23 protein-coding genes are annotated in these 23,365 nt (G+C 63.7%); 7 read left to right on the top strand and 16 right to left on the bottom strand.

Annotated elements, in window-relative coordinates; all coding sequences use genetic code 11:
* Positions 1-32: 32 nt before the first annotated feature.
* Positions 33-932 (bottom strand): acetylglutamate kinase, encoded by a 900-nt coding sequence (gene argB, locus BWP39_RS16095; protein ID WP_096721750.1) that lies wholly within the window; start codon positions 930-932, stop codon positions 33-35.
* Between the two features lie 275 nt (positions 933-1,207).
* On the opposite strand from argB, the gene BWP39_RS16090 reads away from it, so the two are divergent.
* Genes BWP39_RS16090 through BWP39_RS16080 form a run of 3 tightly spaced genes read left to right on the top strand, consistent with a single transcriptional unit; the run spans position 1,208 to position 3,347 of the window.
* Positions 1,208-1,450 (top strand): cysteine-rich CWC family protein, encoded by a 243-nt coding sequence (locus BWP39_RS16090; protein ID WP_096721748.1) that lies wholly within the window; start codon positions 1,208-1,210, stop codon positions 1,448-1,450.
* A 38-nt stretch (positions 1,451-1,488) separates the two neighbouring features.
* Positions 1,489-2,808, top strand: a complete 1,320-nt coding sequence (locus tag BWP39_RS16085) for an ATP-binding protein (protein WP_096721746.1) — start codon at positions 1,489-1,491, stop codon at positions 2,806-2,808.
* Positions 2,805-3,347, top strand: coding sequence for a response regulator transcription factor (locus BWP39_RS16080; RefSeq protein ID WP_096721744.1), 543 nt, complete (start codon positions 2,805-2,807; stop codon positions 3,345-3,347). Before BWP39_RS16085 ends, BWP39_RS16080 begins: the two co-directional genes overlap by 4 nt.
* 150 nt (positions 3,348-3,497) lie before the next feature.
* Here the strand turns inward: BWP39_RS16080 and hslU are convergent, their stop codons facing one another.
* From hslU to BWP39_RS16035, 9 genes are all read right to left on the bottom strand, one after another.
* Positions 3,498-4,841 carry an ATP-dependent protease ATPase subunit HslU gene (hslU, locus tag BWP39_RS16075; protein ID WP_091019430.1) on the bottom strand — a complete coding sequence of 448 codons (1,344 nt, stop codon included), beginning with the start codon at positions 4,839-4,841 and terminating at the stop codon, positions 3,498-3,500.
* 9 nt (positions 4,842-4,850) lie between these two features.
* Complete coding sequence (gene hslV / locus BWP39_RS16070; protein ID WP_091019433.1) at positions 4,851-5,387, bottom strand: ATP-dependent protease subunit HslV; 537 nt, start codon at positions 5,385-5,387, stop codon at positions 4,851-4,853.
* A gap of 360 nt (positions 5,388-5,747) precedes the next feature.
* Positions 5,748-6,167 (bottom strand): RNA polymerase-binding protein DksA, encoded by a 420-nt coding sequence (gene dksA, locus BWP39_RS16065; RefSeq protein WP_091019435.1) that lies wholly within the window; start codon positions 6,165-6,167, stop codon positions 5,748-5,750.
* Positions 6,168-6,709: 542 nt separating this feature from the next.
* On the bottom strand, positions 6,710-7,816 hold the full coding sequence (locus tag BWP39_RS16060; protein WP_096721742.1) for a CobW family GTP-binding protein: 1,107 nt from the start codon (positions 7,814-7,816) through the stop codon (positions 6,710-6,712).
* A gap of 166 nt (positions 7,817-7,982) precedes the next feature.
* Entirely contained in the window at positions 7,983-9,179 is a 1,197-nt protein-coding gene (locus BWP39_RS16055) for a class I SAM-dependent rRNA methyltransferase (RefSeq protein ID WP_096721740.1), read from the bottom strand.
* A gap of 73 nt (positions 9,180-9,252) precedes the next feature.
* Entirely contained in the window at positions 9,253-10,176 is a 924-nt protein-coding gene (gene xerC / locus BWP39_RS16050; RefSeq protein WP_096721738.1) for a tyrosine recombinase XerC, read from the bottom strand.
* Between the two features lie 14 nt (positions 10,177-10,190).
* Positions 10,191-10,904, bottom strand: a complete 714-nt coding sequence (locus BWP39_RS16045; RefSeq protein ID WP_096721736.1) for a DUF484 family protein — start codon at positions 10,902-10,904, stop codon at positions 10,191-10,193.
* A 51-nt stretch (positions 10,905-10,955) separates the two neighbouring features.
* Complete coding sequence (gene dapF / locus BWP39_RS16040) at positions 10,956-11,819, bottom strand: diaminopimelate epimerase (RefSeq protein ID WP_096721734.1); 864 nt, start codon at positions 11,817-11,819, stop codon at positions 10,956-10,958.
* A gap of 81 nt (positions 11,820-11,900) precedes the next feature.
* The gene (locus BWP39_RS16035) at positions 11,901-12,785 is read right to left on the bottom strand and encodes a lipid A biosynthesis lauroyl acyltransferase (RefSeq protein ID WP_096721732.1); all 885 of its coding nucleotides are present in this window, start codon (positions 12,783-12,785) and stop codon (positions 11,901-11,903) included.
* Positions 12,786-13,060: 275 nt separating this feature from the next.
* On the opposite strand from BWP39_RS16035, the gene metK reads away from it, so the two are divergent.
* Positions 13,061-14,248, top strand: a complete 1,188-nt coding sequence (metK, locus tag BWP39_RS16030) for a methionine adenosyltransferase (protein ID WP_096721730.1) — start codon at positions 13,061-13,063, stop codon at positions 14,246-14,248.
* Positions 14,249-14,374: 126 nt separating this feature from the next.
* Here the strand turns inward: metK and BWP39_RS16025 are convergent, their stop codons facing one another.
* Positions 14,375-14,734 carry a hypothetical protein gene (locus BWP39_RS16025; protein WP_096722653.1) on the bottom strand — a complete coding sequence of 120 codons (360 nt, stop codon included), beginning with the start codon at positions 14,732-14,734 and terminating at the stop codon, positions 14,375-14,377.
* Positions 14,735-15,152: 418 nt separating this feature from the next.
* Here BWP39_RS16025 and BWP39_RS16020 point away from each other — a divergent pair, with 418 nt between their 5' ends.
* Positions 15,153-15,914 (top strand): phytanoyl-CoA dioxygenase family protein, encoded by a 762-nt coding sequence (locus BWP39_RS16020; RefSeq protein ID WP_096721728.1) that lies wholly within the window; start codon positions 15,153-15,155, stop codon positions 15,912-15,914.
* Here the strand turns inward: BWP39_RS16020 and BWP39_RS16015 are convergent.
* Positions 15,911-16,114, bottom strand: coding sequence for a DUF3185 family protein (locus BWP39_RS16015; RefSeq protein ID WP_091019454.1), 204 nt, complete (start codon positions 16,112-16,114; stop codon positions 15,911-15,913). The two genes, BWP39_RS16020 and BWP39_RS16015, sit on opposite strands and share 4 nt — an antisense overlap.
* 231 nt (positions 16,115-16,345) lie before the next feature.
* Here BWP39_RS16015 and mgrA point away from each other — a divergent pair, with 231 nt between their 5' ends.
* Together mgrA and BWP39_RS16005 are read left to right on the top strand one after the other, a co-directional pair.
* Positions 16,346-17,389: an L-glyceraldehyde 3-phosphate reductase gene (gene mgrA, locus BWP39_RS16010; RefSeq protein ID WP_096721726.1), complete on the top strand. Its 1,044-nt coding sequence runs from the start codon at positions 16,346-16,348 to the stop codon at positions 17,387-17,389.
* Between the two features lie 166 nt (positions 17,390-17,555).
* On the top strand, positions 17,556-18,578 hold the full coding sequence (locus tag BWP39_RS16005) for a fatty acid desaturase (protein ID WP_207556844.1): 1,023 nt from the start codon (positions 17,556-17,558) through the stop codon (positions 18,576-18,578).
* A 31-nt stretch (positions 18,579-18,609) separates the two neighbouring features.
* Here BWP39_RS16005 and BWP39_RS16000 read toward each other — a convergent pair whose 3' ends face one another.
* From BWP39_RS16000 to BWP39_RS15985, 4 genes are all read right to left on the bottom strand, one after another.
* Positions 18,610-18,795, bottom strand: a complete 186-nt coding sequence (locus BWP39_RS16000; protein WP_091019462.1) for a hypothetical protein — start codon at positions 18,793-18,795, stop codon at positions 18,610-18,612.
* Between the two features lie 270 nt (positions 18,796-19,065).
* Positions 19,066-20,331 carry an MFS transporter gene (locus BWP39_RS15995; RefSeq protein WP_096721724.1) on the bottom strand — a complete coding sequence of 422 codons (1,266 nt, stop codon included), beginning with the start codon at positions 20,329-20,331 and terminating at the stop codon, positions 19,066-19,068.
* Between the two features lie 217 nt (positions 20,332-20,548).
* The gene (locus BWP39_RS15990) at positions 20,549-22,075 is read right to left on the bottom strand and encodes an efflux transporter outer membrane subunit (RefSeq protein ID WP_096721722.1); all 1,527 of its coding nucleotides are present in this window, start codon (positions 22,073-22,075) and stop codon (positions 20,549-20,551) included.
* Between the two features lie 47 nt (positions 22,076-22,122).
* On the bottom strand, positions 22,123-23,361 hold the full coding sequence (locus BWP39_RS15985) for an efflux RND transporter periplasmic adaptor subunit (protein ID WP_096721720.1): 1,239 nt from the start codon (positions 23,359-23,361) through the stop codon (positions 22,123-22,125).
* Positions 23,362-23,365: the final 4 nt, after the last annotated feature.

The raw sequence follows: 23,365 nt of genomic DNA, 5'->3' as shown, positions 1-23,365 counted from the left end.
GGGCCGATCCAGTGTGTCGTTCAGTTGCCGGCTCAATGCGAGCGGATCATCGTGCCGAACGGCTGTTCGGTGAGAATTTCGAGCAGCACCGAGTGTTCGATGCGGCCGTCGATGATGTGCACCGAGCGCACACCGCTCTTCGCGGCGTCGAGTGCCGACGAGATTTTCGGCAGCATGCCGCCGGAAATCGTGCCGTCGGCAAAAAGCGCGTCGATTTCGCGCGCCGACAGATCGGTGAGCAGGTTGCCTTCCTTGTCCATCACGCCGGGGATGTTGGTCATCATCACGAGCTTCTCGGCGTTCAGCACGACGGCAAGCTTGCCCGCGACCAGATCGGCGTTGATGTTGTACGACAGGCCGTCTTCGCCGAAACCGATCGGCGAGATGACCGGAATGAATGCGTCGTCCTGCAATGCCTTCACCACCGCCGGGTTGATCGCCTCGACTTCGCCGACCTGGCCGATATCGACGTACTGACCGGGGTTGTCGCGATCCGGCATCATCAGCTTGCGCGCGTGAATCAGGCCGCCGTCCTTGCCCGTGAGCCCCACCGCGTGGCCGCCAAAGTGGTTGATCAGCGTGACGATGTCCTGCTGCACTTCGCCGCCGAGCACCCATTCGACAACTTCCATCGTCTCTTCGTCAGTGACGCGCATGCCCTGGATGAAGGTGCCCTGCTTGCCGATCTTCTTCAGCGCCTGGTCGATCTGCGGGCCGCCGCCGTGCACGATGACCGGGTTGATGCCGACGAGTTTCAGCAGGATCACGTCGCGCGCGAAGCCCTGCTTGAGACGCTCTTCGGTCATGGCGTTGCCGCCGTATTTGATCACCACGGTCTTGCCGTGATACTGGCGGATATAGGGCAGTGCCTCGGCGAGGATTTCAGCCTTCAGGCGGGGCGCGATCTGCGAAAGGTCGGGAAGTTCGGACATGGCGGCTGGCTCAGGCACGGAACAGTTGAAACAAGCGCGAATTGTACAGGACTGGCGCGCTGCAACAGCGTTTTCCACGTGGGTGTTGGAGGCGCGCCGCAGACTTTTTCCGCACTGCGCCACGTGCGGTGTTTGCGGCTGCCGCCGGTCGCCCCTTGCAACGGGCCGGACGGCGCTGGAGCGCTGTTTTGTCGCTGGCGGAGGGCATGTGGCCGGCGGGCGGACGTGGCATCATGTCCGGGTCGCCCTCGTCGGTGTCATATTTTCGACTTCTTATGAATCCGTCGGCCCATCGTCCGCGCAGTGCCGCCAGCGGCCGCTGTCCGCGCTGCGGCCACGCATTCGATTGCGGCATGCGGGCCGATCCGGCTGCCGGCGCGCCCGACTGCTGGTGCCGCTCGATGCCCGCGCTGCCGGCCAACCGGCTCAGGGCCGGCCGCGCCTGCCTGTGCCCCGAGTGTCTCGCCGACGAAATCGCGCGCGCCCGGGTGGTGCCTGAGGCGCCCGAGGCGCAATGAACGGCTGCCCGCGCGGCACCACTACGTAAACTGACTGCATGCATCGCTTCACCAACACCGGCCGCGTCAATCTCGGCCACCTCTTCTGGCTGCGCTGCTTTGCCATCATCGGGCAGCTCGGCACTATCGCCTTCGTGCAGATCTTCATCGGCGTGCATCTGCCGTTGCCGGCGATGCTGCTCGTCATCGGCCTCGAGGCCGCTTTCAATGCGCTGACCTGGCTGCGCGTCGCGCGCGAGCGGCCCGAATCGAATCTCGAGCTGTTCGGCCAGATCTGGGTCGACCTCGGCGCGTTGTCGGCGCTGCTGTTCCTGTCGGGCGGCACGACCAATCCATTCGTGTCGCTGTATCTGCCGTCGCTGGCGATCGCGGCCGCTGTGCTGCCGTGGCATCTGATGATCTGGCTCGCGGTGTTCGCCGCGGCCTGCTATGCGGTGCTCGGCTTCGACTCGGTGCCGCTGAATCTCGACAATCCGGCCAACCTGTTCGACTACTACCGCGCCGGCATGTGGGTGAACTTCATGGTGAGCGTCGGGCTGATCGCGTGGTTCGTCGCGCGCATGTCGCGTGCGCTGCGGCAGCGCGAAGCGGCGCTCGGCGACGCGCAGCAACGCCTGTTGCGCGACGAGCGCGCGGTCGCTCTCGGCGTGCAAGCGGCGACCGTCGCGCACGAGATCGGCACACCGCTATCGACGATCGCGATGCTCACCGAAGAACTGCGCGACGCCGCACGCACCGACGGCGGCCTCGCGCCCTACGCCACCGACCTCGACCTGCTCGAACAGCAACTGACGCTGTGTACCTCGGCGCTCGCGCGCCTGCGCAGCCGCGCGGCGACCAGCGAGTTGCCGGGCAGCCGGCAGACCGTCGCGGAATGGCTCGATTCGTTTGCGGAGCAATGGCGGCTGCGCCATCCGCATGTGAAGTTCCAGCTGCTCGGCACCCCCCCCGACGACGCCACGCTCGGCGACATCGTCGCCGTCGGCCAGATCCTGACGATCCTGCTCGACAACGCGGCGCGCGCAAGCCGCGACAGCGTGACGCTGGCCGCGGTGACGACGGCGCGTGGCGATTTCGTCGAATTCGAAGTGTGCGACGCGGGACCTGGCATTCCGTCGTCGCTACGCGGGTCGCTCGGTGCGACACCGGTCGACAGCACGCAAGGTGGGCATGGCGTCGGTCTTTATCTGGCGTTTTCGGCGGCGGTGCGGCTCGGTGGATCGATCGAGCTGACCGACGCCCGCGATACGAAGCCGCGCGGTACGCGCGCGACGCTGCGGCTGCCGGTGGCGGCACGCGATTCATTGGGTGCGAGCCGAACGGGCTCTGCGCCGATCCCTGTGGAGAAAGAAGGATGAGCGACAACAATTTTCTGGTGATCGACGACGACGAGGTGTTTTCCGGCATCCTCGCGCGCGGATTGACGCGGCGCGGTTTCATCGTCGCCGAAGCACACAACGCCGACGAAGCAATCCGGCTCGCGAACCGGCAGAAGTTCGGCCAGATCACCGTCGACCTGCATCTCGGTGACGATTCCGGTCTCAATCTGGTTGCGCCGTTGCGCGAGTTGCAACCCGATGCGCGGATGCTGGTGCTGACCGGCTACGCAAGCATCGCGACCGCGGTGCAGGCGGTGAAGGACGGCGCGGACAACTATCTCGCGAAGCCGGCTAACGTCGAAACGATTCTGGCGGCGCTGCAAAGCGAAGCGAGTGCGCTGCAGGCGGAAGAGGCGATTGAGAACCCGGTGCTGCTGTCGGTGGCGCGTCTGGAGTGGGAGCACATTCAGCGCGTGCTGGCGGAGAACGGCAACAATGTTTCGGCGACGGCGCGCGCATTGAACATGCATCGGCGCACGCTGCAGCGCAAGCTTGCGAAGCGGCCGGTCAAGCAGTGAACGTAATGGATGCGGCCGCTTTGCGTACCTTCCGATAAGGCCGCCGAATAAAAAACGGGCGGTTCCGCGAATGTCGCGGGGCCGCCCGTTCTGTTTCTTGCTTCCAGCAACGCAACGTACGTGCGCAATCGCCCGTACGTTGTGCAGCGCCTAGAGCACGTAGCGCGACAGGTCTTCGTCTCCGGCAACTTCGTTTAGCGCACGGTCCACGTAAGCCGCGTCGATCATGACGCTCGTGCCCGCATGATTGCCCGCCGAGAACGACACTTCTTCAAGCAGCTTCTCGATCACCGTATAAAGCCGGCGCGCACCGATGTTCTCCGTTTTCTCGTTGACCGAGAACGCGATCTCCGCGAGACGGCGGATGCCGTCGTCGGCGAATTCCAGGTGGACGTCTTCGGTGGCAAGCAGCGCCTGATACTGCTTGACGAGGCTCGCGTCGGTGGCGACCAGAATCGATTCGAAATCGCCCACCGACAGCGAATCGAGTTCGACGCGAATCGGAAAGCGGCCCTGCAGCTCGGGAATCAGATCGCTAGGCTTTGCAAGATGAAACGCACCGCTCGCGATAAACAGGATGTGATCGGTCTTCACCATCCCGTACTTCGTGTTGATCGTCGTCCCTTCGACGAGTGGCAGCAGATCGCGCTGCACACCCTGGCGCGACACTTCGCCGCCGCCTGCTTCGTTGCGCGATGCGATCTTGTCGATTTCGTCGAGAAACACGATGCCGTTCTGTTCGACGTTCTGCACGGCTTTCGTCTTCACTTCCTCGTCGTTGAGCATCTTCGACGCTTCTTCATCGCTGAGCAGCTTCAGCGCTTCCTTCACCTTCAGCTTGCGGCGCGCCTTCTTGCCGCCACCGATGTTCGCGAACATCGTGCGGATCTGCTCGGTCATGTCTTCCATGCCCGGCGGCCCCATGATGTCCATGCCCGGTTGCGGCATCTCGATGTCGAGTTCGACTTCCTTGTCGTCGAGCTGGCCTTCGCGCAGGCGTTTGCGGAAGGTCTGGCGTGTGGCGTTGTCTTCGCTGCCGGCGGATTCCTGCGAACCCGAGCCGAAACCGACCGGACGCGCGCCCGGCAGCAGGATGTCGAGGATGCGGTCTTCGGCCTGATCCTGTGCCTTCGTGCGGACCTTGCGCATTTCGGTTTCGCGGGTCTGCTTCACCGAGATCTCGATCAGGTCGCGCACGATACTGTCGACATCGCGGCCCACATAACCGACTTCGGTGAACTTCGTCGCTTCGATCTTGATGAACGGCGCATCGGCGAGCCGCGCGAGTCGCCTGGCGATTTCGGTCTTGCCGACGCCGGTTGGTCCGATCATCAGAATGTTCTTCGGCGTGATTTCCTGACGCAGCGGGTCACCGACCTGCTGACGGCGCCAGCGGTTGCGCAGCGCCACCGCAACAGCCTTCTTCGCGCGGCCTTGGCCGATGATGTGCTTGTCGAGTTCCGAGACGATCTCGGCAGGGGTCATGGTGCTCATCGTGGGTCCTTACTCGATCGTCTCGATGACGCGGTTGTGATTCGTATAGATGCACATGTTGCCGGCAATCTCGAGCGATTTCTCGACGATCTCGCGCGGATCGAGCGCGGTGTTGTCGGTGAGCGCCTGCGCTGCGGCCTGGGCATAAGCGCCGCCCGAACCGATCGCGCAGATGCCGCCTTCCGGATCGAGCACGTCGCCGTTACCGGTGATGACCAGCGTGGTTTGTGCGTCGGCGGCAATCAGCATCGCTTCGAGCCGACGCAGCATACGGTCGGTGCGCCAGTCCTTGGCGAGTTCGACGGCGGCGCGCGTGAGGTTGCCCTGATGCTTTTCGAGCTTCCCTTCGAAACGGTCGAGCAGCGAGAAGGCATCCGCTGTGCCGCCGGCAAAGCCGACCAGCACCTGGCCGTTATAGATGCGCCGGACCTTTTTCGCGCCGCCTTTCATGACGATGTTGCCGAGCGTCACCTGGCCATCGCCGCCGAGTGCGACCTTGTTGCCGCGGCGCACGGAGACGATCGTCGTGCCGTGAAATTGCTCCATATGCGTTCCTTTTGCAAAACGGGGAAAACGGGTGGCGCACTGCGCCACCGCGAAATGCGGGAGAGCGGACGGCGCGGCGCAAGGCGCGCGCACGTGCGACGCATGTCGAATCAATTTTAGGGCGTGCGCCGCCATATCAAGGGCTGGCGATGCGGATCCGGTGGAAAAAGGCCGTGGAGGTAGCGGTGGCGCAGCACGGCATGCCAGGCTTTGTACATACGGGCAGGGGCGCAGGCAGGCGGTAAAACCTGCTGCTGGCACCTGCGACGATCCGGCGCCCAAAGAAAAAAGCGCACGGAACACCGTGCGCCTTTCGACGAAGCAATGTAGCAGGGCGCGGGAGCGGCCGCGCCGTGGCGGTCAGTCGCCGAACAGCTTCTGGCGCAGTTCGCGGCGCTCCTGCGCCTCGAGCGACAGCGTTGCCGTCGGGCGCGCGAGCAGACGTGGCACGCCGATCGGTTCGCCGGTTTCTTCGCACCAGCCGTAGTCGCCCGATTCGATCCGCGCCAGCGACTGCTGAACCTTCTTCAGCAGCTTGCGTTCGCGGTCGCGCGTGCGCAGTTCGAGCGCATGCTCTTCCTCGATCGTCGCGCGGTCGGCCGGATCCGGCACGATCACGGTTTCGCGCAGGTTTTCGGTCGTCTGGCCGGCATTGCGGAGGATGTCCGCCTGCAACTGTTCGAGCCGGTCCTTGAAGAAAGCGAGCTGAGCCTCATTCATGTAATCCTTGTCGCTCATCTTCAGGATTTCGGCTTCGGTCAAGAGTCGTTTCGTCGTCATCTGGCTTGCTTCTTCAATGTGAGGCAAAACTCATACATATTGCCCGCACTTTCGTGTAGCCCGCAGCGGCGTCTCGATGACGCTCACGGAGCGCTGGCGAACACGGACGGTGGGCTGTCGTGACGCCGAAGCGCCGATGCGGGGCCGAACTCCTCTGGAAACCGATTCGGATCCTCCCGAGGTGGTGCTGACCGGTTGCGCGCTTACCAGGCCGCCTGGCTAGCCGGTCGTGTCGGCATACTTTCCGGACGAGATTTTCCGGTGCCGTTTGCGGGCCCGGCACAAGATGCACGCTGGCCGGGCAATTCGTTGTCATTCTCCAGTGGGCACGTATTGTAACTGAATCACAATGCGGCACCGCAACTAGGAGGAATCTGAGCCTCCTGCCCCCGATTTCTCGAAATATAACGCGCCAACCATCAAAAAGCGATGATCGTGCGAGGTTTCCGGTTGCAGGGTTTTCATGGGCGCCGCGGAGGGGCCTCGCAGCGAGGTGGCGCATGCCGGACCAGCGGCCCGGCATGCTGCAGAAACCCGGCCGCTCAGGCGAGACAGGCGTCGAGACCGTCGGTGATCAGATCCTGCGGCAGTTCGATCCCGATGAAGACCATCTTGTTGGTCTTCTTTTCGACCGGCTGCCATTTCGAGGCCAGATCGCTGCCCATCATCTGGTGGACGCCCTGGAACACGACCTTGCGGTCGACGCCCTTCATATACAGCACGCCCTTGTAGCGCAATAGCCGCTCGCCGTAGATCTGCAGGATGCCGCCGAGGAAATCTTCGAGCTTGTTCGCGTCGAACGGGCGGTCGCTGCGGTAGACGAACGACTTGATCTTGTCGTCGTGGTGCGCGTGATGATGATGGCCATGCGCATGGTCGTGGCCTTCATGGCCTTCATGATCGCAGTGCCCATGATCGTGATCGCAGTTCGCGTGGTCGTGATCATGATCGTGGTCATGATGCGCGTGATCGTGGCCGTGATCATGATCATGGTCGTCCTCAGCGAGGAAATCCGGATCAATCTCGAGCTTCGCGTTCAGGTTGAAGCCGCGCAGGTCGAAGATTTCCTTGATGTCCGCTTCGCCGAAGTTGACGATCTTGATCGCCGCCCGCGGGTTCATGTGCAGCAGCCGGTGGCGCAGGTCGCCCAGCGTGGTTTCGTCGACGAGATCGGACTTCGTGATGAACAGCCGGTCGGCAAAACCGACCTGACGCTGCACGACTTCGTGCTCGTCGAGCTGGTGGTTCGCGTGCTTGGCGTCGACCAGCGTGATGATCGCATCGAGCAGGAATTCGTCGGCGATGTCGTTATCCATGAAGAACGTCTGCGCGACCGGGCCCGGGTTCGCGAGGCCGGTCGTTTCGATCACGATGCGCTCGAAATCGAGCTTGCCGTCGCGCTTCTGCGCGGCGAGGTCGGCGAGCACACGGGCCAGATCGCCGCGGATCGTGCAGCAGATGCAGCCGTTGCTCATCTGGATGATCTGCTCGTTTGTATCCTGCACGAGGATTTCGTTATCGATGTTTTCTTCGCCGAACTCGTTCTCGATCACGGCGATCTTCATGCCGTGTTTCTCGTTCAGGATGCGTTTGAGCAGCGTCGTTTTGCCGCTGCCCAGAAAGCCGGTCAGGATGGTGACGGGAATCATGTGGTCGCCTGTCTGGATGCGTGAATCGGTGAATCGGGGGCGCGAACTGCTGGCGAGCGTCGCGTCGGCCTGGTCGGATATTGAAACATACCTGTCAAGCCCCTGCTTGGCGGCTAGCCCACACAGGACGGCCGCGTGCCGGGCGATCTGCCCAAAATAAGGGCGATCAGGCGATTTGCAATAGCAGGCCCTTCAGATACTCGCCTTCCGGGAATGCTGTCAGCAGCGGATGATCGACGCCCGCGCCAAGGCGCTTCAGGATGCGTGCGTCGACCCGGGCATCGGTCGCCGCACCGGCGACGATCTTCTGGAACAGCTCGGCATCGATCGCGCCCGAGCACGAGTAGGTGAACAGCAGGCCGCCCGGGCGCAGCAGCCGGAAGCCGGTCAGGTTGATGTCCTTGTAGGCGCGTGCGGCACGATCCACGTGCTCGCGCGAAGGCGCGAACTTCGGCGGATCGAGCACGACGAGATCGAAGCGCTCGCCGTCGTCATAGAGGCGCCGTAACGTCTTGAACGCATCCGCGTCGAGCCACGCGGCGCGCGCCGCATCGAAGGCGTTGGCCGTGACGTTCTGCTGCGCGAGCGCCAGCGCTTCGCCGGACGAATCGATCGAGACGACCCGTTTCGCGCCGCCTTTGAGCGCAGCCAGCGAAAAGCCGCCGGTGTAGCAGAAGCAGTTCAGTACGTCGCGGTCCTGGGCGAACTGCTGCACGAGTGCGCGGTTATCGCGCTGGTCGATGTAGAAGCCGGTCTTGTGGCCGTTGCGCACGTCGACGTGATAACGCACGCCGTTTTCGCTGGCGATCAGTGTTTCGGGCGGTTCGTCGCCGGCCAGCACGCCGGTGATCTGCTCAAGCCCTTCCTTCTCGCGGATCGACACGTCCGAGCGCTCGTAGACGTTTGGGCAGCCCGTCACGCCGGTCAGCGCGTCGACGATCGCCTCTTTCCATGCTTCGACGCCGGCAGCCATGAACTGGCAGACGAGCTGGCCTCGTCCATCATCGGCGGTGTAGTGGTCGACGATCAGGCCGGGCAGCCCATCGGCCTCGCCGAAGATCAGCCGGACAGCGCCGGTATTGCGCACCATCGTTTGCCGGTGCGCGAGCGCGCGTTGAACGCGGCGCTTGAAGAACGCGTGATCGATCGGTTCGGCTTCGTCGAAGCTCCACACCCGCGCGCGGATCTGCGAATGCGGGCTATACGCGGCGCGCGCGAGAAAGCGGCCGTCGTGTGCGCGCACGAGCACGGTTGCGCCCTGCGCCGGCTTGCCCTCGACACGATCGATCGCATTCGCGTAGACCCACGGATGGCGGCGCTGCAGCGATTTTTCTTTCGACGGTTTCAGCGTAACGATATTCATGACTTCATTTCTTGGAGGGATTCAGCACGGCAGTGCGCCGGCTGTGAGCGCGTGAGCACGCATGCGGAAGGCGTCAGCCGCGCTTCTTGGCGCGCGGGTGCGCCTGGTCGTAAATGCGCGCGAGATGCTGGAAATCGAGGCCGGTGTAGACCTGTGTGGCGGCGATGCTGGCGTGGCCGAGCAGTTCCTGTACGGCACGCAGATCGCCGCTCGACTGCAGCACGTGCGTTGCGAACGAGTGACGCAGCACGTGCGGATGCACGTTGGCCGGAATACCCGCCACGAGCGCCGCGCGCTTCACGCGATCGCGCACGACGTTCGGCGACATCCGGTTGCCGCGCGCGGACAGGAACAGCGGATGCGGATCGTGCTTGATGAATTCGCCGCGCACCGCGAGCCACGCGCGCAATGCGTCGAGTGCCTTGCTGCCCACCGGCACGATGCGTCGCCGGTTGCCCTTGCCGAGCACTTCGACTTCGGCGGAGTCGAGCTTGAGCCAGCCCGCCGATTGATAGCCGTCGACACTTGCATACTGCGCATCGAGCCCGACGAGTTCGGCGAGCCGCAGCCCCGACGAATAGAACAGCTCGAGAATCGCGTGATCGCGCAGACCTTCGGTGCCCTCTGCGGGGGGCGCTTCCATCAGACGGTGCGTATCGTCGACGGAGAGCGCCTTGGGCAGCGTCTTCGCACGCTTCGGCGCACGCACGGTCGCGACCGGGTTGGCCGGCAGATCGACTCGCCCCGCGAACCAGCGATAAAACGCGCGCCATGCGGACAGCCGGTGGCTGATCGAGCGTGCCGACAGCCCGCCCGCGTGTGAGCGTGAGACAGCGCCGCGGATATCGATGACCGTGAGGCTTTCGAGCGCTCTGCCATTCGCGAGCTTCTTCAGTTCGTCGAGTTCGTGGGTGTAGCCGCGCAGTGTGTGCACCGACAGCCGCCGCTCGTGTTCGAGGTGGGCGAGGTAGTCGGCGACGGGATCGGCGAGGGTCACGATGGCGGCGCGCTTCAGCGCGGCAGTAGACGGCTCAGCGCCGCGCTGGCGAGCGCGCCGATGTGCGTGAGGAAGTCGGTGGCCATGCCGTCGTGGAAGCGCCGCGCATCGGGCGAGCCCATCACCAGCAGGCCGAAGGCGGTGGCATCTTCGCTGCCTTCGGGATCGCGTAGTGCCAGCAGCGCAATCGATTCGATCGTGTCGGGCGCCGCAGCGTCGCCGGTCGAGTCGTCCGGCACTGCGGCGACGGACGGCGCGAGCCACTGTGCCGCTTCGAAGCCCGAGTTCGCGCCGCAATACGGCGTAGCGAGGCTGTTCGCGAAGATCCGCACCTCTTCGCCGACCTGCCGCGTGAAATCGGCGTGCGCATACGGCTCGGCGACATCCCATACGCGCAGCGCGGCTTGCGGGACATCGAATACCTCGCGCAGACCATGCGCGATCACGCGCGGCAGCGCATACGGATCGCGCTCGGCGATCACACGCTCGGTCCAGCGATTGAACTTCGACGCGATGCTGTCGTTCTCGTGCCCGTAGCGCACGAGTTCGGCAAGACGGCGTTCGAGGTGCTTGTTCTTGTCACGCAGCATGTCCATCTGCCGCTCCTGCAGCGACACAGCAGCTTTGCCGTGCGGGTTCGCAAGCCGGATGGTCGCGAGCATCTCCGCGTGTTCGGCGAAGAATTCGGGGTTGGCTAGCAGGTATTCGGCGACTTCGCGATCGTTCATGGTTTCGGCGGATAAGCGCCCGTTGCCGGACGCTGCGTTAAATGAGAAAAATCAGTCGGCCAGCTCGATCTCGCCTGCGAAGACGGTGACGGCGGGACCCGCCATCAGGAGCGGCGCGCCGTTCTGCGTACGGTCCCACGAAATGGTCAATGTGCCGCCGTGCGTGTGCACTGTAACCGGCGAGTCGAGCAGTCCGCGCCGGATGCCAGCCGCGACCGCGGCGCATGCGCCGGTGCCGCATGCGAGCGTCTCGCCTGCGCCGCGCTCGTACACACGCAATTTGATCTCGTGGCGTCCGACGATCTGCATGAAACCTGCGTTGACGCGTTGAGGAAAGCGCGGATGTCGTTCGATGACTGGACCGTCGGTGGCGACCGCGAATGCTTCGGTGTCGTCAACGACCTGCACCGCATGCGGATTGCCCATCGATACCGTCGAGATCCAGCGCGTCGTGCCATTCACATCGAGCGGCCAGAGCGTGTCGTCGCCTTCGCGGCGGCCGTCGAGACCGCTCGCATTGAACGGTACACGTGCCGGTTCGAAGATGGGGCTGCCCATATCGACGACGACTTCACCATTGGCCTGCATTGTCAGCGTGATGATGCCGTTCTGCACTTGGACGCGCACGCTGCTTTTGTCGGTCAAACCCGCGTCGCGCACGAACTTCACGAAGCAACGCGCACCGTTGCCGCAATGTTCGACTTCGCCGCCGTCGCAGTTGTAGATGCGATATCTGAAATCGACACCGTCGATGGTCGGCTTCTCGACCAGCAGCAACTGGTCCGCGCCGATGCCGAAATGCCGGTCGGCGAGCGCGCGCACCTGCACGGATGTCAGGTTGAGCGGCTGCGTGAAGCCGTCGAGCACGACGAAGTCGTTGCCCGCGCCGTGCATTTTGGTGAATTTCAGTTTCATCCCGCTATTGTAAGGGACGCGCGGGGGCGTTTATGCGTTTGTTGTCGGGGTGCCGCTAGCCGCTCGCAGCACCGCAACGCTTCAGTAAAAACCGGGCTCGCCCGGCGGGCGCGTCTTGAAGCGCTTGTGTACCCAGTAGTACTGCTCCGGCATGCGCAGAATCTGCTCTTCGAGGAACGCGTTCATGTAGCGCGCATCCGCCTCGTCGTCGCCGGTCGGATAGTTTTCCCACGGCTTGAATACGCGCAGACGGTAGCCCTTGTAGTTCGGCAGCACCTCGCCGATGAACGGCAGGACCTGCGCGCGCCCCACCTTCGCGAACCGGCCGACGGCGGTCAGTGTGCACGCCGGCACGCCGAAGAACGGCACGAACGTCGAATTGCGCATGCCGTAGTCCATGTCCGCGCCGAGCATCACCGGCTTGCGCTCGCGCAGCCAGCGCAGCACGATGCGCGCGCTGTCGGCGCGACTTGCCAGCTCTGCATCGAAGCGGCCGCGCGCCGCCTTGGCGACGGCTTCGAGTTCGGGGTTCGACATCGGCTGGTATAGCGAACCGCATGGCCGGTGCAGCGAATAGTTGATGAAGACCGAGCCGGCCTCGATGCCGACAAAATGAAAGCCAAGCAGCAGCGTGGGCGGCATATCGGGGTCGAGGAGATCGACGTCGCTATCCACTTCGATCAGCTTTTCGAGCTTCTTCGCCGAGCCGAACCACTGCACGCTACGTTCGACGTAACTGCGGATCGCATGGCGAAAGTGCTTTTGCGCAATCTCTTCGCGGCGCTCGTCGCTCCATTCCGGGAAGCACAGCTTCAGATTGATGTGGACGATGCGCCTGCGTCGGCTCGGGATCTGATAGAGCAGCCAGCCGAGCCCGTCGCCGAGACGGGCGACGAAGCCGTACGGCAGCAGCGCAAACAGTTTCAGCAGGCCAACGGCGAGCTTCACGCCAATCCGGCTCAGCATGAAAGTGCTCCGGGCGCGACGTTGTGCGGTGCGGGGCCGCTAAACGCGGCGGACGAATGGATATACGACACGCGTGGGTACTCTGCGACAAATTGAAGAAGTCGCTATAATAAAGGCTTCGCCGAGTTAATAGACAACTTGCGGGGCGAAGCCGGTATGCACAGTGCGTAATGCGCGTGCGAGCCGGTCTGGAAATCCGCTAAAGCGTCGCCGCTTCAGACACCGGAGCTGGCTACGTGAAACTCAACCGTAACCACTCATCAGGAGTCTGCAACGTGGCAAACGATTATTTCTTCACTTCCGAATCCGTTTCCGAAGGCCATCCCGACAAAGTCGCGGACCAGATTTCGGACGCGATTCTCGATGCAATCCTGACGCAGGACAAATACTCGCGTGTTGCAGCGGAAACGCTGTGCAACACCGGTCTCGTCGTGCTCGCAGGTGAAATCACTACGACCGCTAACGTCGACTACATCCAGGTTGCGCGCGAAACGATCAAGCGCATCGGCTACGACAACACTGAGTTCGGCATCGACTACCGCGGTTGCGCGGTGCTCGTCGCGTACGACAAGCAGTCGCCGGACATCGCGCAGGGCGTCGACCGTGCGCACGACAACAACCTCGATCAGGGCGCTGGCGACCAGGGCTTGATGTTCGGTTATGCATGTGAAGAAACCCCCGAACTGATGCCGTTGCCGATCCACCTGTCGCACCGCCTCGTCGAGCGTCAGGCGAACCTGCGTCGCGACGGCCGTCTGCCCTGGCTGCGTCCCGATGCGAAGTCGCAGGTCACCGTGCGCTACGTCGACGGCAAGCCGCATGCAATCGACACCGTCGTGTTGTCCACTCAACATTCTCCGGACATCGAACTGTCCGTGTTGCGCGAAGCGGTGATCGAAGAGATCATCAAGCCGACGCTACCGGCCGAGCTCATCAAGGGGGACATCAAGTTCCTGGTGAACCCGACGGGCCGGTTCGTGATCGGTGGTCCGCAAGGCGACTGCGGTCTGACGGGCCGCAAGATCATCGTCGATACGTACGGCGGCGCAGCTCCGCACGGCGGCGGCGCGTTCTCGGGCAAGGATCCGTCGAAGGTGGATCGTTCGGCTGCTTACGCAGGCCGTTATGTCGCGAAGAACATCGTGGCCGCGGGCCTCGCGTCGCGTTGCCTGATCCAGGTGTCGTATGCGATCGGCGTGGCGCAACCTACTTCGGTGATGGTCAACACGTTCGGCACTGGCCGCGTGTCGGATGCGACGATCACGCGCCTCGTGCAGGAACATTTCGATCTGCGTCCGAAGGGCATCATCCAGATGCTCGACCTGCTGCGCCCGGTCTACGAAAAGACCGCAGCTTATGGTCACTTCGGCCGCGAAGAGCCGGAATTCTCGTGGGAAGCTACTGATAAGGCGCTGTTGCTCGCCGAAGCTGCTGGCACGGAGCCGGTTGCTGCGCTCGCGTAAGTAAGCGTCGGCTCTGGCGGTAGGTATCGAAAAAACCCCGTACGGCATGTGGCCGTACGGGGTTTTTTCATGCATTTCGGTCTGATAAATCGAGGGCGAAAGGGTAACGCCGCGACGCGGCGAGCTTTACCGCGTAGCGAAAGCGAACGCAAACCACCCAGCACTGCTCGCACCGAGCCGACGTGGCCGACGGCTTGTACTGTGCGGCGCGGGGATGCGCAACGTAGACGGTGCACGCAAGGGCGCCGGTTTGCGCAGCAGCGTACGCAGCGACAGGCGATGCGACGCACGCCGCGACCGCAGCGTCGAGAAGAACGCATAGAACCACGTGCGAATGCCGTCGACCGGCCGTGCATCGCGCAATTGCTCGGCAAGTGCGCGCGTGCGCGCGGAGTGATGACGCAGCGCGCGCATGACATGGCGCCGCGCCGGACGCGCCGCGGTGAGCGCGGCGCGTGTGAGTCGGGTGCTTAAAAAATTGTGCATGGCTTTGGAAATGGGCGGCGGCGCGCTCGTCGGGAGATGCTGCTGCAACACGCAGCAAGCATGCCAACCGGGACGCCACGTGCGATATCAATCGCAACATGGCGGGCGCGTCGGAAAAGCCGGGAGGGCGATCGGAGCATATCGACGCTTGTGGCACGGGCCCCGGAAGGCTGCACACACAGCGGAAAGGCGGAAATTACAGACGACATGGATGCAGGCTACACGCGATTCATGACCATCGAAAGTCGGTTTTTACCCTCGCGACCGTCCGCCCGATCATGCCCTTTGGGATCAATGCCCGTGCACGCTTGCCCTCGCATCGTGCAGTGCGCCCCATTGACGCAGGAATCCCGACGCAGCGCGATCCCGCACGATTTACAATCGAGCCTCCAGACAGTCCAAAGAAGCGGAACACCCCATGTCAGGCCATTCGAAGAAAGAGCAGATCCAGACGCTGCGGGAGCAGGGTTTTGTCGTCGTTTCGGGGCTGGTGTCGCCCGAGCGCTGTGCGCAACTGAAGCAGGTTGCACAGCAGCAATTGCAGGAAGCGGCGATGCCGACCGAATTCGAGGCGGATCTACGTTATCCGGGCGCACCGGAATCGAGGCACGCGCCCGGTGGCCATACCGTGCGACGCCTGCTCGACGCGTACGGACGTCACCCGAGCTTTCACGAATGGGCGACCGCGCCAGAGATTCGCGGCTGGATGGAGCTGTACTTCGGCGAGGAGCCGCGCCTGTCGCGCGCACATCACAACTGCATGATGACCAAGCATCCGGCCTACGGCAGCCTGACCGGCTGGCATCGCGATGTGCGTTACTGGTCGTTCGAGCGGGACGATCTGGTGTCGGTGTGGCTTGCGCTCGGTCCGGAAACGGTCGGCAATGGCGGGCTCTGGTTCGTGCCGGGTTCGCACAGCAAGACTTTCACGTCGGACCGGTTCGACGACGCCAAATTTTTCCGCTCGGATCTGCCGGAAAATCAGGCGTTGATCCAGACCGCGTTCTCCCCCGAACTGAAAGCCGGCGACGTCGTGTTCTTCCACTGCAACACGCTGCATTCGGCGGGCAAGAACGTGTCCGACGACGTGAAGTTTTCGCTGGTGTTCACGTATCACGGCGCGAGCAACGTGCCGCTGCCGGGCTCGCGCTCTGCATCAATACCCGAAGTCGCGTTCTAGCGCTTGCCCGACACGACCAGCCCGGTCAATCCAGCGAGCGTCGCGACCACACCGCCCACGATCAGATACATCGTGCGGTTCGTCGGCGCACCGGTGAACACCCGCGATACCTCGTTGCTGAACGAGTGGAACGATTGCCCACCGAAATACAGCAGCACCACGCCGCCCGCCAGCAATGCGAGCGAAATTACCTTACCCATGAAACGCCTCGTCGATGAAATCGTGGGCCGCAGTGTAGAAGACGCGCGCTGCAACGTCCATCCCGTTGCTCATGCAACGGCCCGCTCCCGCGCGTTGCATGCCGGTCTGCAAGACGCGTCACGATTCGCTAACATAATGCGTTCGGCATCCCCGCTCTGACCGCGCATCGCCGTATAGCGTTGCCGGGCATTCTTTCTCCGCTTGTCACTTTCTCACCAAGGACTTCACCCATGGCCTACGAAGCAGCTTCCGCGCGCTATTCGGAAATGCAGTACCGCGTTTGCGGCAAATCGGGTCTCAAACTGCCTGCGCTGTCGCTGGGCCTGTGGCACAACTTCGGCGATACGACGCCGCTGTCGACGCAACGCGACATCCTGCGCACGTCGTTCGATCTCGGCATTACCCACTTCGATCTCGCGAACAACTACGGGCCGCCGTACGGTAGCGCTGAAACGAATTTCGGCCGGCTGTTCAAGGACGATTTCAAGCCGTACCGCGATGAACTGCTGATCTCATCGAAGGCAGGTTGGGACATGTGGCCGGGGCCGTATGGCCAGGGCGGCGGCTCGCGCAAGTACATACTCGCGAGTCTTGACCAGAGCCTGCAGCGCATGGGTCTCGATTACGTCGATATTTTCTACTCGCATCGCTTCGATGCCGATACACCGCTCGAAGAAACGGCTGGCGCGCTGGCGAGCGCGGTGCAGCAGGGCAAGGCGCTGTACATCGGCATTTCGTCGTACTCGGCGACGAAGACCCGCGAAATCGCGAAGCTGCTCGGTGAATACAAGGTGCCGCTGCTGATCCATCAGCCCGCGTACAACCTGCTCAACCGCTGGATGGAGCGCGAGCTGCTCGGCGCGCTCGATGACGTTGGTGCAGGCAGCATCGCTTTCACGCCGCTCGCGCAAGGCCTGCTGACGAACAAGTATCTGAACGGCGTGCCCGCGGATGCGCGCGTCAACAAGCCGGGTGGCGGCTCGCTGAAGCAGGACCACCTGAGCGCCGAAAACATCGAGCACGTGCGCAAGCTGAACGACATTGCGCAGCGCCGTGGCCAGAGCCTCGCGCAGATGGCGCTTGCATGGGTGCTGCGCGATGCGCGCGTGACGTCGGCGCTGATCGGTGCGAGCAAGCCGGAACAGGTGCGTGAGAACGTCGGTGCGCTGAAGAACCTCGCGTTTTCGACGGAAGAACTCGCGGAGATCGACCGTTACGCAACTGAGGGCGGCGTGAATCTGTGGGAGAAGCCGTCGACGGATCAGGCCATCTGACGTCGCAGACCGCTTGTTCGTGCGTAATCGAAGGGCCGCCGTAAGGCGGCTTTTTGCTGCGCTGCTGTTGCGTTGCTTACTGGATGTCACCGGAGCAGCGGCGATTCTTCCAGTTGTCATGTGGCATTGCTAAGTTCTCCGGCGACATCGTGTCGACGGAGCGAAGATGGACGCACAGGCTGCGGGGAAACCGGACGGACCTTCGGCGGCGGGCGTGGATCATGTGAACCGCATGGATCGCGAGGCGCCCACGCGCCCGCGTGTCGCCATCGTTGTACGCGCAAACCTCGCATTGCTCGCCGTCGTGACATGCGCCGTGTTGCTGCAACTGTTTGGAATCCCGCTGCTGCTGCAACAGGCTGGTCCGGCGGTGCTGTGGCTCGTCATCCCGCTGGTGGTACTCGCACCGATGCACTGGGGTTTGATACACGAGGCGATTCATGGGCAACTGCTGCCGCAACGTCGCCTGAATGAATCAGTAGCGCGCATGCTCGCCATCGCTTTCATGCTGCCTTTCGATGCCGTGCGCTTTGGCCACCTGATGCATCATCGCTTCACACGCGAACCGTTCGATCGTCCGGACGTGCATGACGGAACGACACAGCGTCTGCGCGCGCGGCTTCGCTATTACGCTCGGCTGCTCGGCGGTCTGTATGCAGGCGAACTCGCTATGCCGCTGCTTGCTTTCGTGCCGCACCGATATGCACATCGACTGGTGGCGTACGCAGTGGGCAGCGAAGGGCCGGTTGGGGCGGACGTACAGCGGCTGTTCGTCGGATTTGCCCTCGATCCGGCACGACGTGCGCGCATCCGGCGCGACTGGCTGCTGTCGCTCGGGCTGCATGCGGTTGCGTTCTATCTATACGGCGCGTGGTGGCCGGTGCTGCTCGTCACGATGTATTTGCGCGGCGTGTGGCTGTCGCTCGCGGACAACCTGCCGCATTACGATGTCCGGCTCGACGAACCCGGACGGGCGCGCAATTTTCGCGTGCCGTCCTTCTGGCAACCGATGCTGATGAATCATCATCTGCACCAGCTGCATCATCGACACCCAACCTTGCCGTGGACAGCGCTCCCCGCGCTCGCGCACGACACCGCGGCGACCGCATCAAACGCATCGGATGCCGCAGACGCCCCCTACTTCCGTGCCGCGCTCAAACAGTTCGGGCGGTTCGGCAAGGTGCGTTGAGCGAATCGGTTGGGAGTGACGCGTTCGAGCGTCACATCAGCGCCGGTAGACCTTCGACGAGCACCACCGCAAACGCGACACCGAGTAGTGCACCGAGCACGCGCAGGATGTTGTGCTTGAATTCCGTCGCACACGGCAACGCGCCAAGAAACAGCGCGCCAGCCAACGCCATCGGAATCACCAGGATGAAGTCGCTGATCGTAAAGTAGGTCGTCATGCTCGTCTCCTTATAGGATCCTCGCTGCATACGCCGCGTCTGATTTTTCTATGGCGGGCGTCGGGCTTGTTTCGAGTATAGGCGACGGTTTACTGGCCGTTACGCGTCAAGATGCTGTTAGAGCGACGCTTCGTACGCGATAAGAGCCAGACGGGGCGCGGTTTTGCACGATTTTCAGGGGCTCTGGAAATGTGTAGCGGATACTTACAACTCGCTTTCCGATTATGCGGATTCGAGGTTAAAAGGAGATCGCATCCGCATTCCCGCGCTTCAGGCTTCCCCATTGCGTTCGCGTATGCGCAGCGACCAGGCATCGGCGATGCCGATTGCGAGCAGCACGCACACCAGGCCCGCGACACCGTTCCAGCCATGCCCGGTCCAGAACCGCCCGCCATACGAACCGACGATGCTGGAGCCGAGATAGTAGGCAAGCAGATAGAGTGCGGCGGCCTGCCCCTTCGCTTCTTTTGCCAGCCGCCCAACCCAGCCGCTCGCGACCGCATGGCCCGCAAAGAAGCCGAACGTCACGCACGCGATGCCGGCGGCGATCGCCGCGACCGGATCCAGCATCGTGAGTCCGAGCCCGACGAGCATCAGTACGAGGCTCGCGATCAGCACGCGGCCGCGGCCAAACGAATCGGCCAGCCGCCCGGACCACGGCGACGCCACCACGCCGGTCAGATACACGACGAAGATCGCGCCGATGGTCGCCTGATTCATCCGGTACGGTGGTGCAAGCAGCCGGTAGCCGATGTAGTTGTAGAGCGTGACGAAACTGCCCATCAGGACGAAACCCATCGCGAACAGCCTGCTCAGACCGGGATGCTGGAGGTGCTTCGCGAGTGCGCGACCGCGCTGCGCGAAACCGAGCCCGCGTCGCGGCACGAAGTGACGCGACGGTGGCAGCAGCGCGCGGAACGCGAGCATCGATAGCAGACCGAGCACACCGATCGTGCCGATCGCCACGCGCCACGAGAACAGGTCCGCGACGATGCCGGTGATCACCCGCCCGGCCATCCCGCCGATCGCCGTGCCGCCGACGTAGAGACCCATCGCGAGACCGAGGCCGTCCGGATGCACTTCTTCCGCGAGGTATGCCATCGCGACGGCCGGCACACCGCCGAGCGCGAGCCCTTCGAGCGTGCGCAATACGAGCAGCGGATGCCAGTGCGGTGTGAAGGCGACGGCGACCGTGAGCGCAGCCGATAGCGTCAGCGACGCCGTCATCAAGCGATGACGACTCCAGCCCTCCGACACGAAACCCGCGACGAACACGGCGACCGCGAGCGCAGCAGTGGTTAGCGAGAGCGACAGGCTGCTTTGTGCCGGGCTTACGCCGAACGCTTCGGAAAACGCGGGTAGCAGCGGTTGCACGCAGTAGAGCAACGAGAACGTCGCATAGCCCGCGAACAGCAGCGCGACGCTCGCGCGCCAGTAGGCCGGTGTGCCGCGTTCGAGGTAGGGCTCGGTGTGCTGCGACGTGGATGAAGGCGTGGCTGTGGAAGCAGTCCGGTGAGGGTCCGGCGATGCAGTCAAGAAGCGGTCTCCCGGGCGGTGAAGGTGGGCGGTGCTATGGACGGAACGGCGCAAGGGTTTCAACGATACGCCGATCGGGACGTGTACGGCGCCGTGATGCGCAACCGCGTCAAGGCACAAGACTGGCGCAAGCACCGGGCTGTATACGCTTGGCCATTCGCCGCGGCAGGCGTAGGTGTCGTCACGCACAGCCAGCGCAGCCGTTGCGCGCTTGCGCTCAGCCGTTCGCCGCGGCAGGCACTGCAGCCGGCACGCTGGGATGAACGAGCTGATCGCCCGTAGGCAGCTTGGACACGTCCCACCCACCCCCAAGCGCCTTGATCAACGCGACACTCGCAGCCATCCGCCGCCGCGCGATCGATACAGCCTGCCGCTCGTTCGTGAGCGCGGTGGTTTGCGCGACGACGACGTCGAGATAGGTGATCGCGCCGTTCTTGTAGCGATCGGAGACGATCGCAAGCGCCCGCTCCGCCGCGGCGACGGCCTGGTCCTGCGCGCGGGCTTCCTGCTCGAGTACGCGCAACGCGGCGAGATTGTCTTCGACCTGGCCGAACGCGGTCAGCACCGTTTGCCGGTACTGCGCGACGCTTTCGTCGTAGTGTGCTTCGGCCTGCGCTTTCACCGCAGCACGCCCGCCGAAGTCGAGCAGCGTACCGGCCAGCGACGGACCCAGCGACCAGAAACGCGCGGGCGCCATCAGCCACTGGCTGTAGTTGGTCGCTTCGAGGCCGCCGGTCACCGACAGGATCAGGTTCGGAAAGAACGCAGCAGTCGCCACGCCGATCTGCGCATTCATATCGACGATATGACGTTCCGCCGATGCAATGTCGGGCCGCCGTTCCAGCAGCGCCGACGGCACGCCGGCAGGAGCGACGACCGGCACCACCGCAAGCGGCGCGACCGGCAGCGCAAACGTGGATGGCGACTGGCCGGTGAGGATCGCGATCGCGTGTTCGAGTTGCGCGCGCTGCACATCGAGATCGATGGCCTGGGCTTCGGTGGTTTGCAGTTGTGTTTGCGCCTGGGCGACGTCGGCGTCGGTGGCGATGCCACCCGTCAGACGATGCTGCGTCAGATCGAGCGCTTCGCGATAGGCCTTGATCGTGTCGTCGAGCAGACGGCGCTCGCTGTCGATGCCGCGCAGTTCGAAATAATCGGTGGCGAGTTCGGCCTGCATCGACAGCAGCGCGGACTGCACGTCGGCGGCGCTGGCCTGGGCATTGGCCTTCGCTCCTTCGACGCTGCGCGACACCCGGCCCCACAGATCGGGCTCCCACGACGCGTCGCCCTGCACGACGTAGTCGTTGATCGTGTAACCGGCCGTCGACTTGTACATCACGTTGTCCGACGTTCGCGTGCGCGAAAAATCGCCGCCCGCGCCCACAACCGGAAAGAAGTTCGAGCGGAACTGCGCGACCGCCGCGCGGGCTGCGCGAAAACGCGCCTGCGCTGCCTGGACGTTCTGGTTCGCACTGCCGGCCTGCTGTTCGAGCGCGTTCAGCGAGGCGTCGCCGTAGATCTCCCACCATGTGCCGCGCAGGGCGGTGTCGGCGGGTTGTGCGGGTTGCCAGCCGGTGTTTTCGAGTTCCTTGTAGGTGGCAGCGGTGGTGGCCGTCGGTCGCACGTAGTCCGGGCCGACTGCACATCCGCCGAGCACGCCGGCGATGATCAGCGCGGCGAGAGGAACGCTGAGAGGTGCAGCAAGAGGCGCTACGTGAGGCACAACAACGGGCACGACGCGCATGATCGTACGCGCCCGCTGTAGTTTGCTCGAAGAGAGATTCACCGGCTTCACTCGGCAGCCTTCGGCGTTTCGCCGCTTGTGTCGCTACCGGCGTTTGGACTTGCAGCGGGCTTCGCCGCAGCAACCCGCACCGGCGCACCATCGACGATCGAATCCTGCGGATTCACGATCACCCGCTCGTTGCCCTGCAGCCCCGACACGATCGCAACCCGCGTGCCGAAATCGGTACCGAGCGACACGCACACGAGCTTGACGTGTTGTTGCGCGTCGACGGTCGCGACCGTTACGCCGCCAGGGCGAAACAGCAGCGTATTGCCGGGCAGCGTATAAGGCGCCGCACCCGCACCGAGTGCGAAATGCACCTGCGCATACGCACCCGGCAACAAGGCGCCGCTACGGTTGTCGACGTCCACTTCGACGAGCATCGTGCGCTGGATCGGATCGACGGCACCGGATGTGCGCGCGACGGTACCCGGATAGCGCTTCGACGGCGCTTCAGTCAGCGTCAGATAAGCGCTCTGCTGGGCACGCACTTCCTGCGCGTACGCCTGCGGCACGTTGACATAGACGCGCAGCCGGTCGGCGGCTGCGACATGGAACAGCTCCTTCGCCGGACCACCGGCACTGCCCGCGTCGATCAGCGCACCGACATCGACGTTACGCGCAGTCACGATGCCGTCGAACGGCGCATAGACTTTCTGGAACGACTGGGTCTTTTCGAGTCGCGCGACGTTAAAGCGCGCGGCGTCGAGCGTGCCCTTCTTCGCGAGCATGTCGCCGACCTTCTCGTCGGTTTCCTGTTTCGATACCGACTTGCTCTTCAGCATCTCGGTCCAGCGGTCGGCGGTGCTTTTCGCGAGTGCGTAGTTCGCGTCCGCGTTCACGAGATCCGCGCGCGCCGAGCGCAACTGGTCGTCGACTTCGGGGGTTTCGATATCGGCGAGCAGTTGCCCAGCCTTCACGTGCGCACCGATGTCCGCGTACCACTGCTTCAGATACCCGTTAGTGCGCGCGTAGATGGGCGTATCGAGAAACGCCTGCACATTGCCCGGCAGCGTGAGATCGAGTGCTGCCGACGATTTCTGCGGCAGCACGACAGCAACGCTAAGTGCACTCGCGTGCTCGGCATCGCGTTCGAGCGCGGCGTGCGCGCTGTGCCGCGACCAGATGCCCTGCAGCGCAAGCGCGAGCACGACGACGATTGCCAGCACAGTCAGCCAGCGCGTGCGTCGCTTGCTCGCGGCCGTGCCGCCAGGCTGGGATTCGTCAGGACGTTGACCTTCCATCGAT

Origin of the sequence: Paraburkholderia acidicola (assembly GCF_002362315.1) — a bacterium.
GTDB classification, from domain to species: domain Bacteria; phylum Pseudomonadota; class Gammaproteobacteria; order Burkholderiales; family Burkholderiaceae; genus Paraburkholderia; species Paraburkholderia acidicola.
The sequence above is the reverse complement of the archived record's forward strand: the minus strand, read 5'-3'. Positions and strand labels throughout refer to the sequence as shown.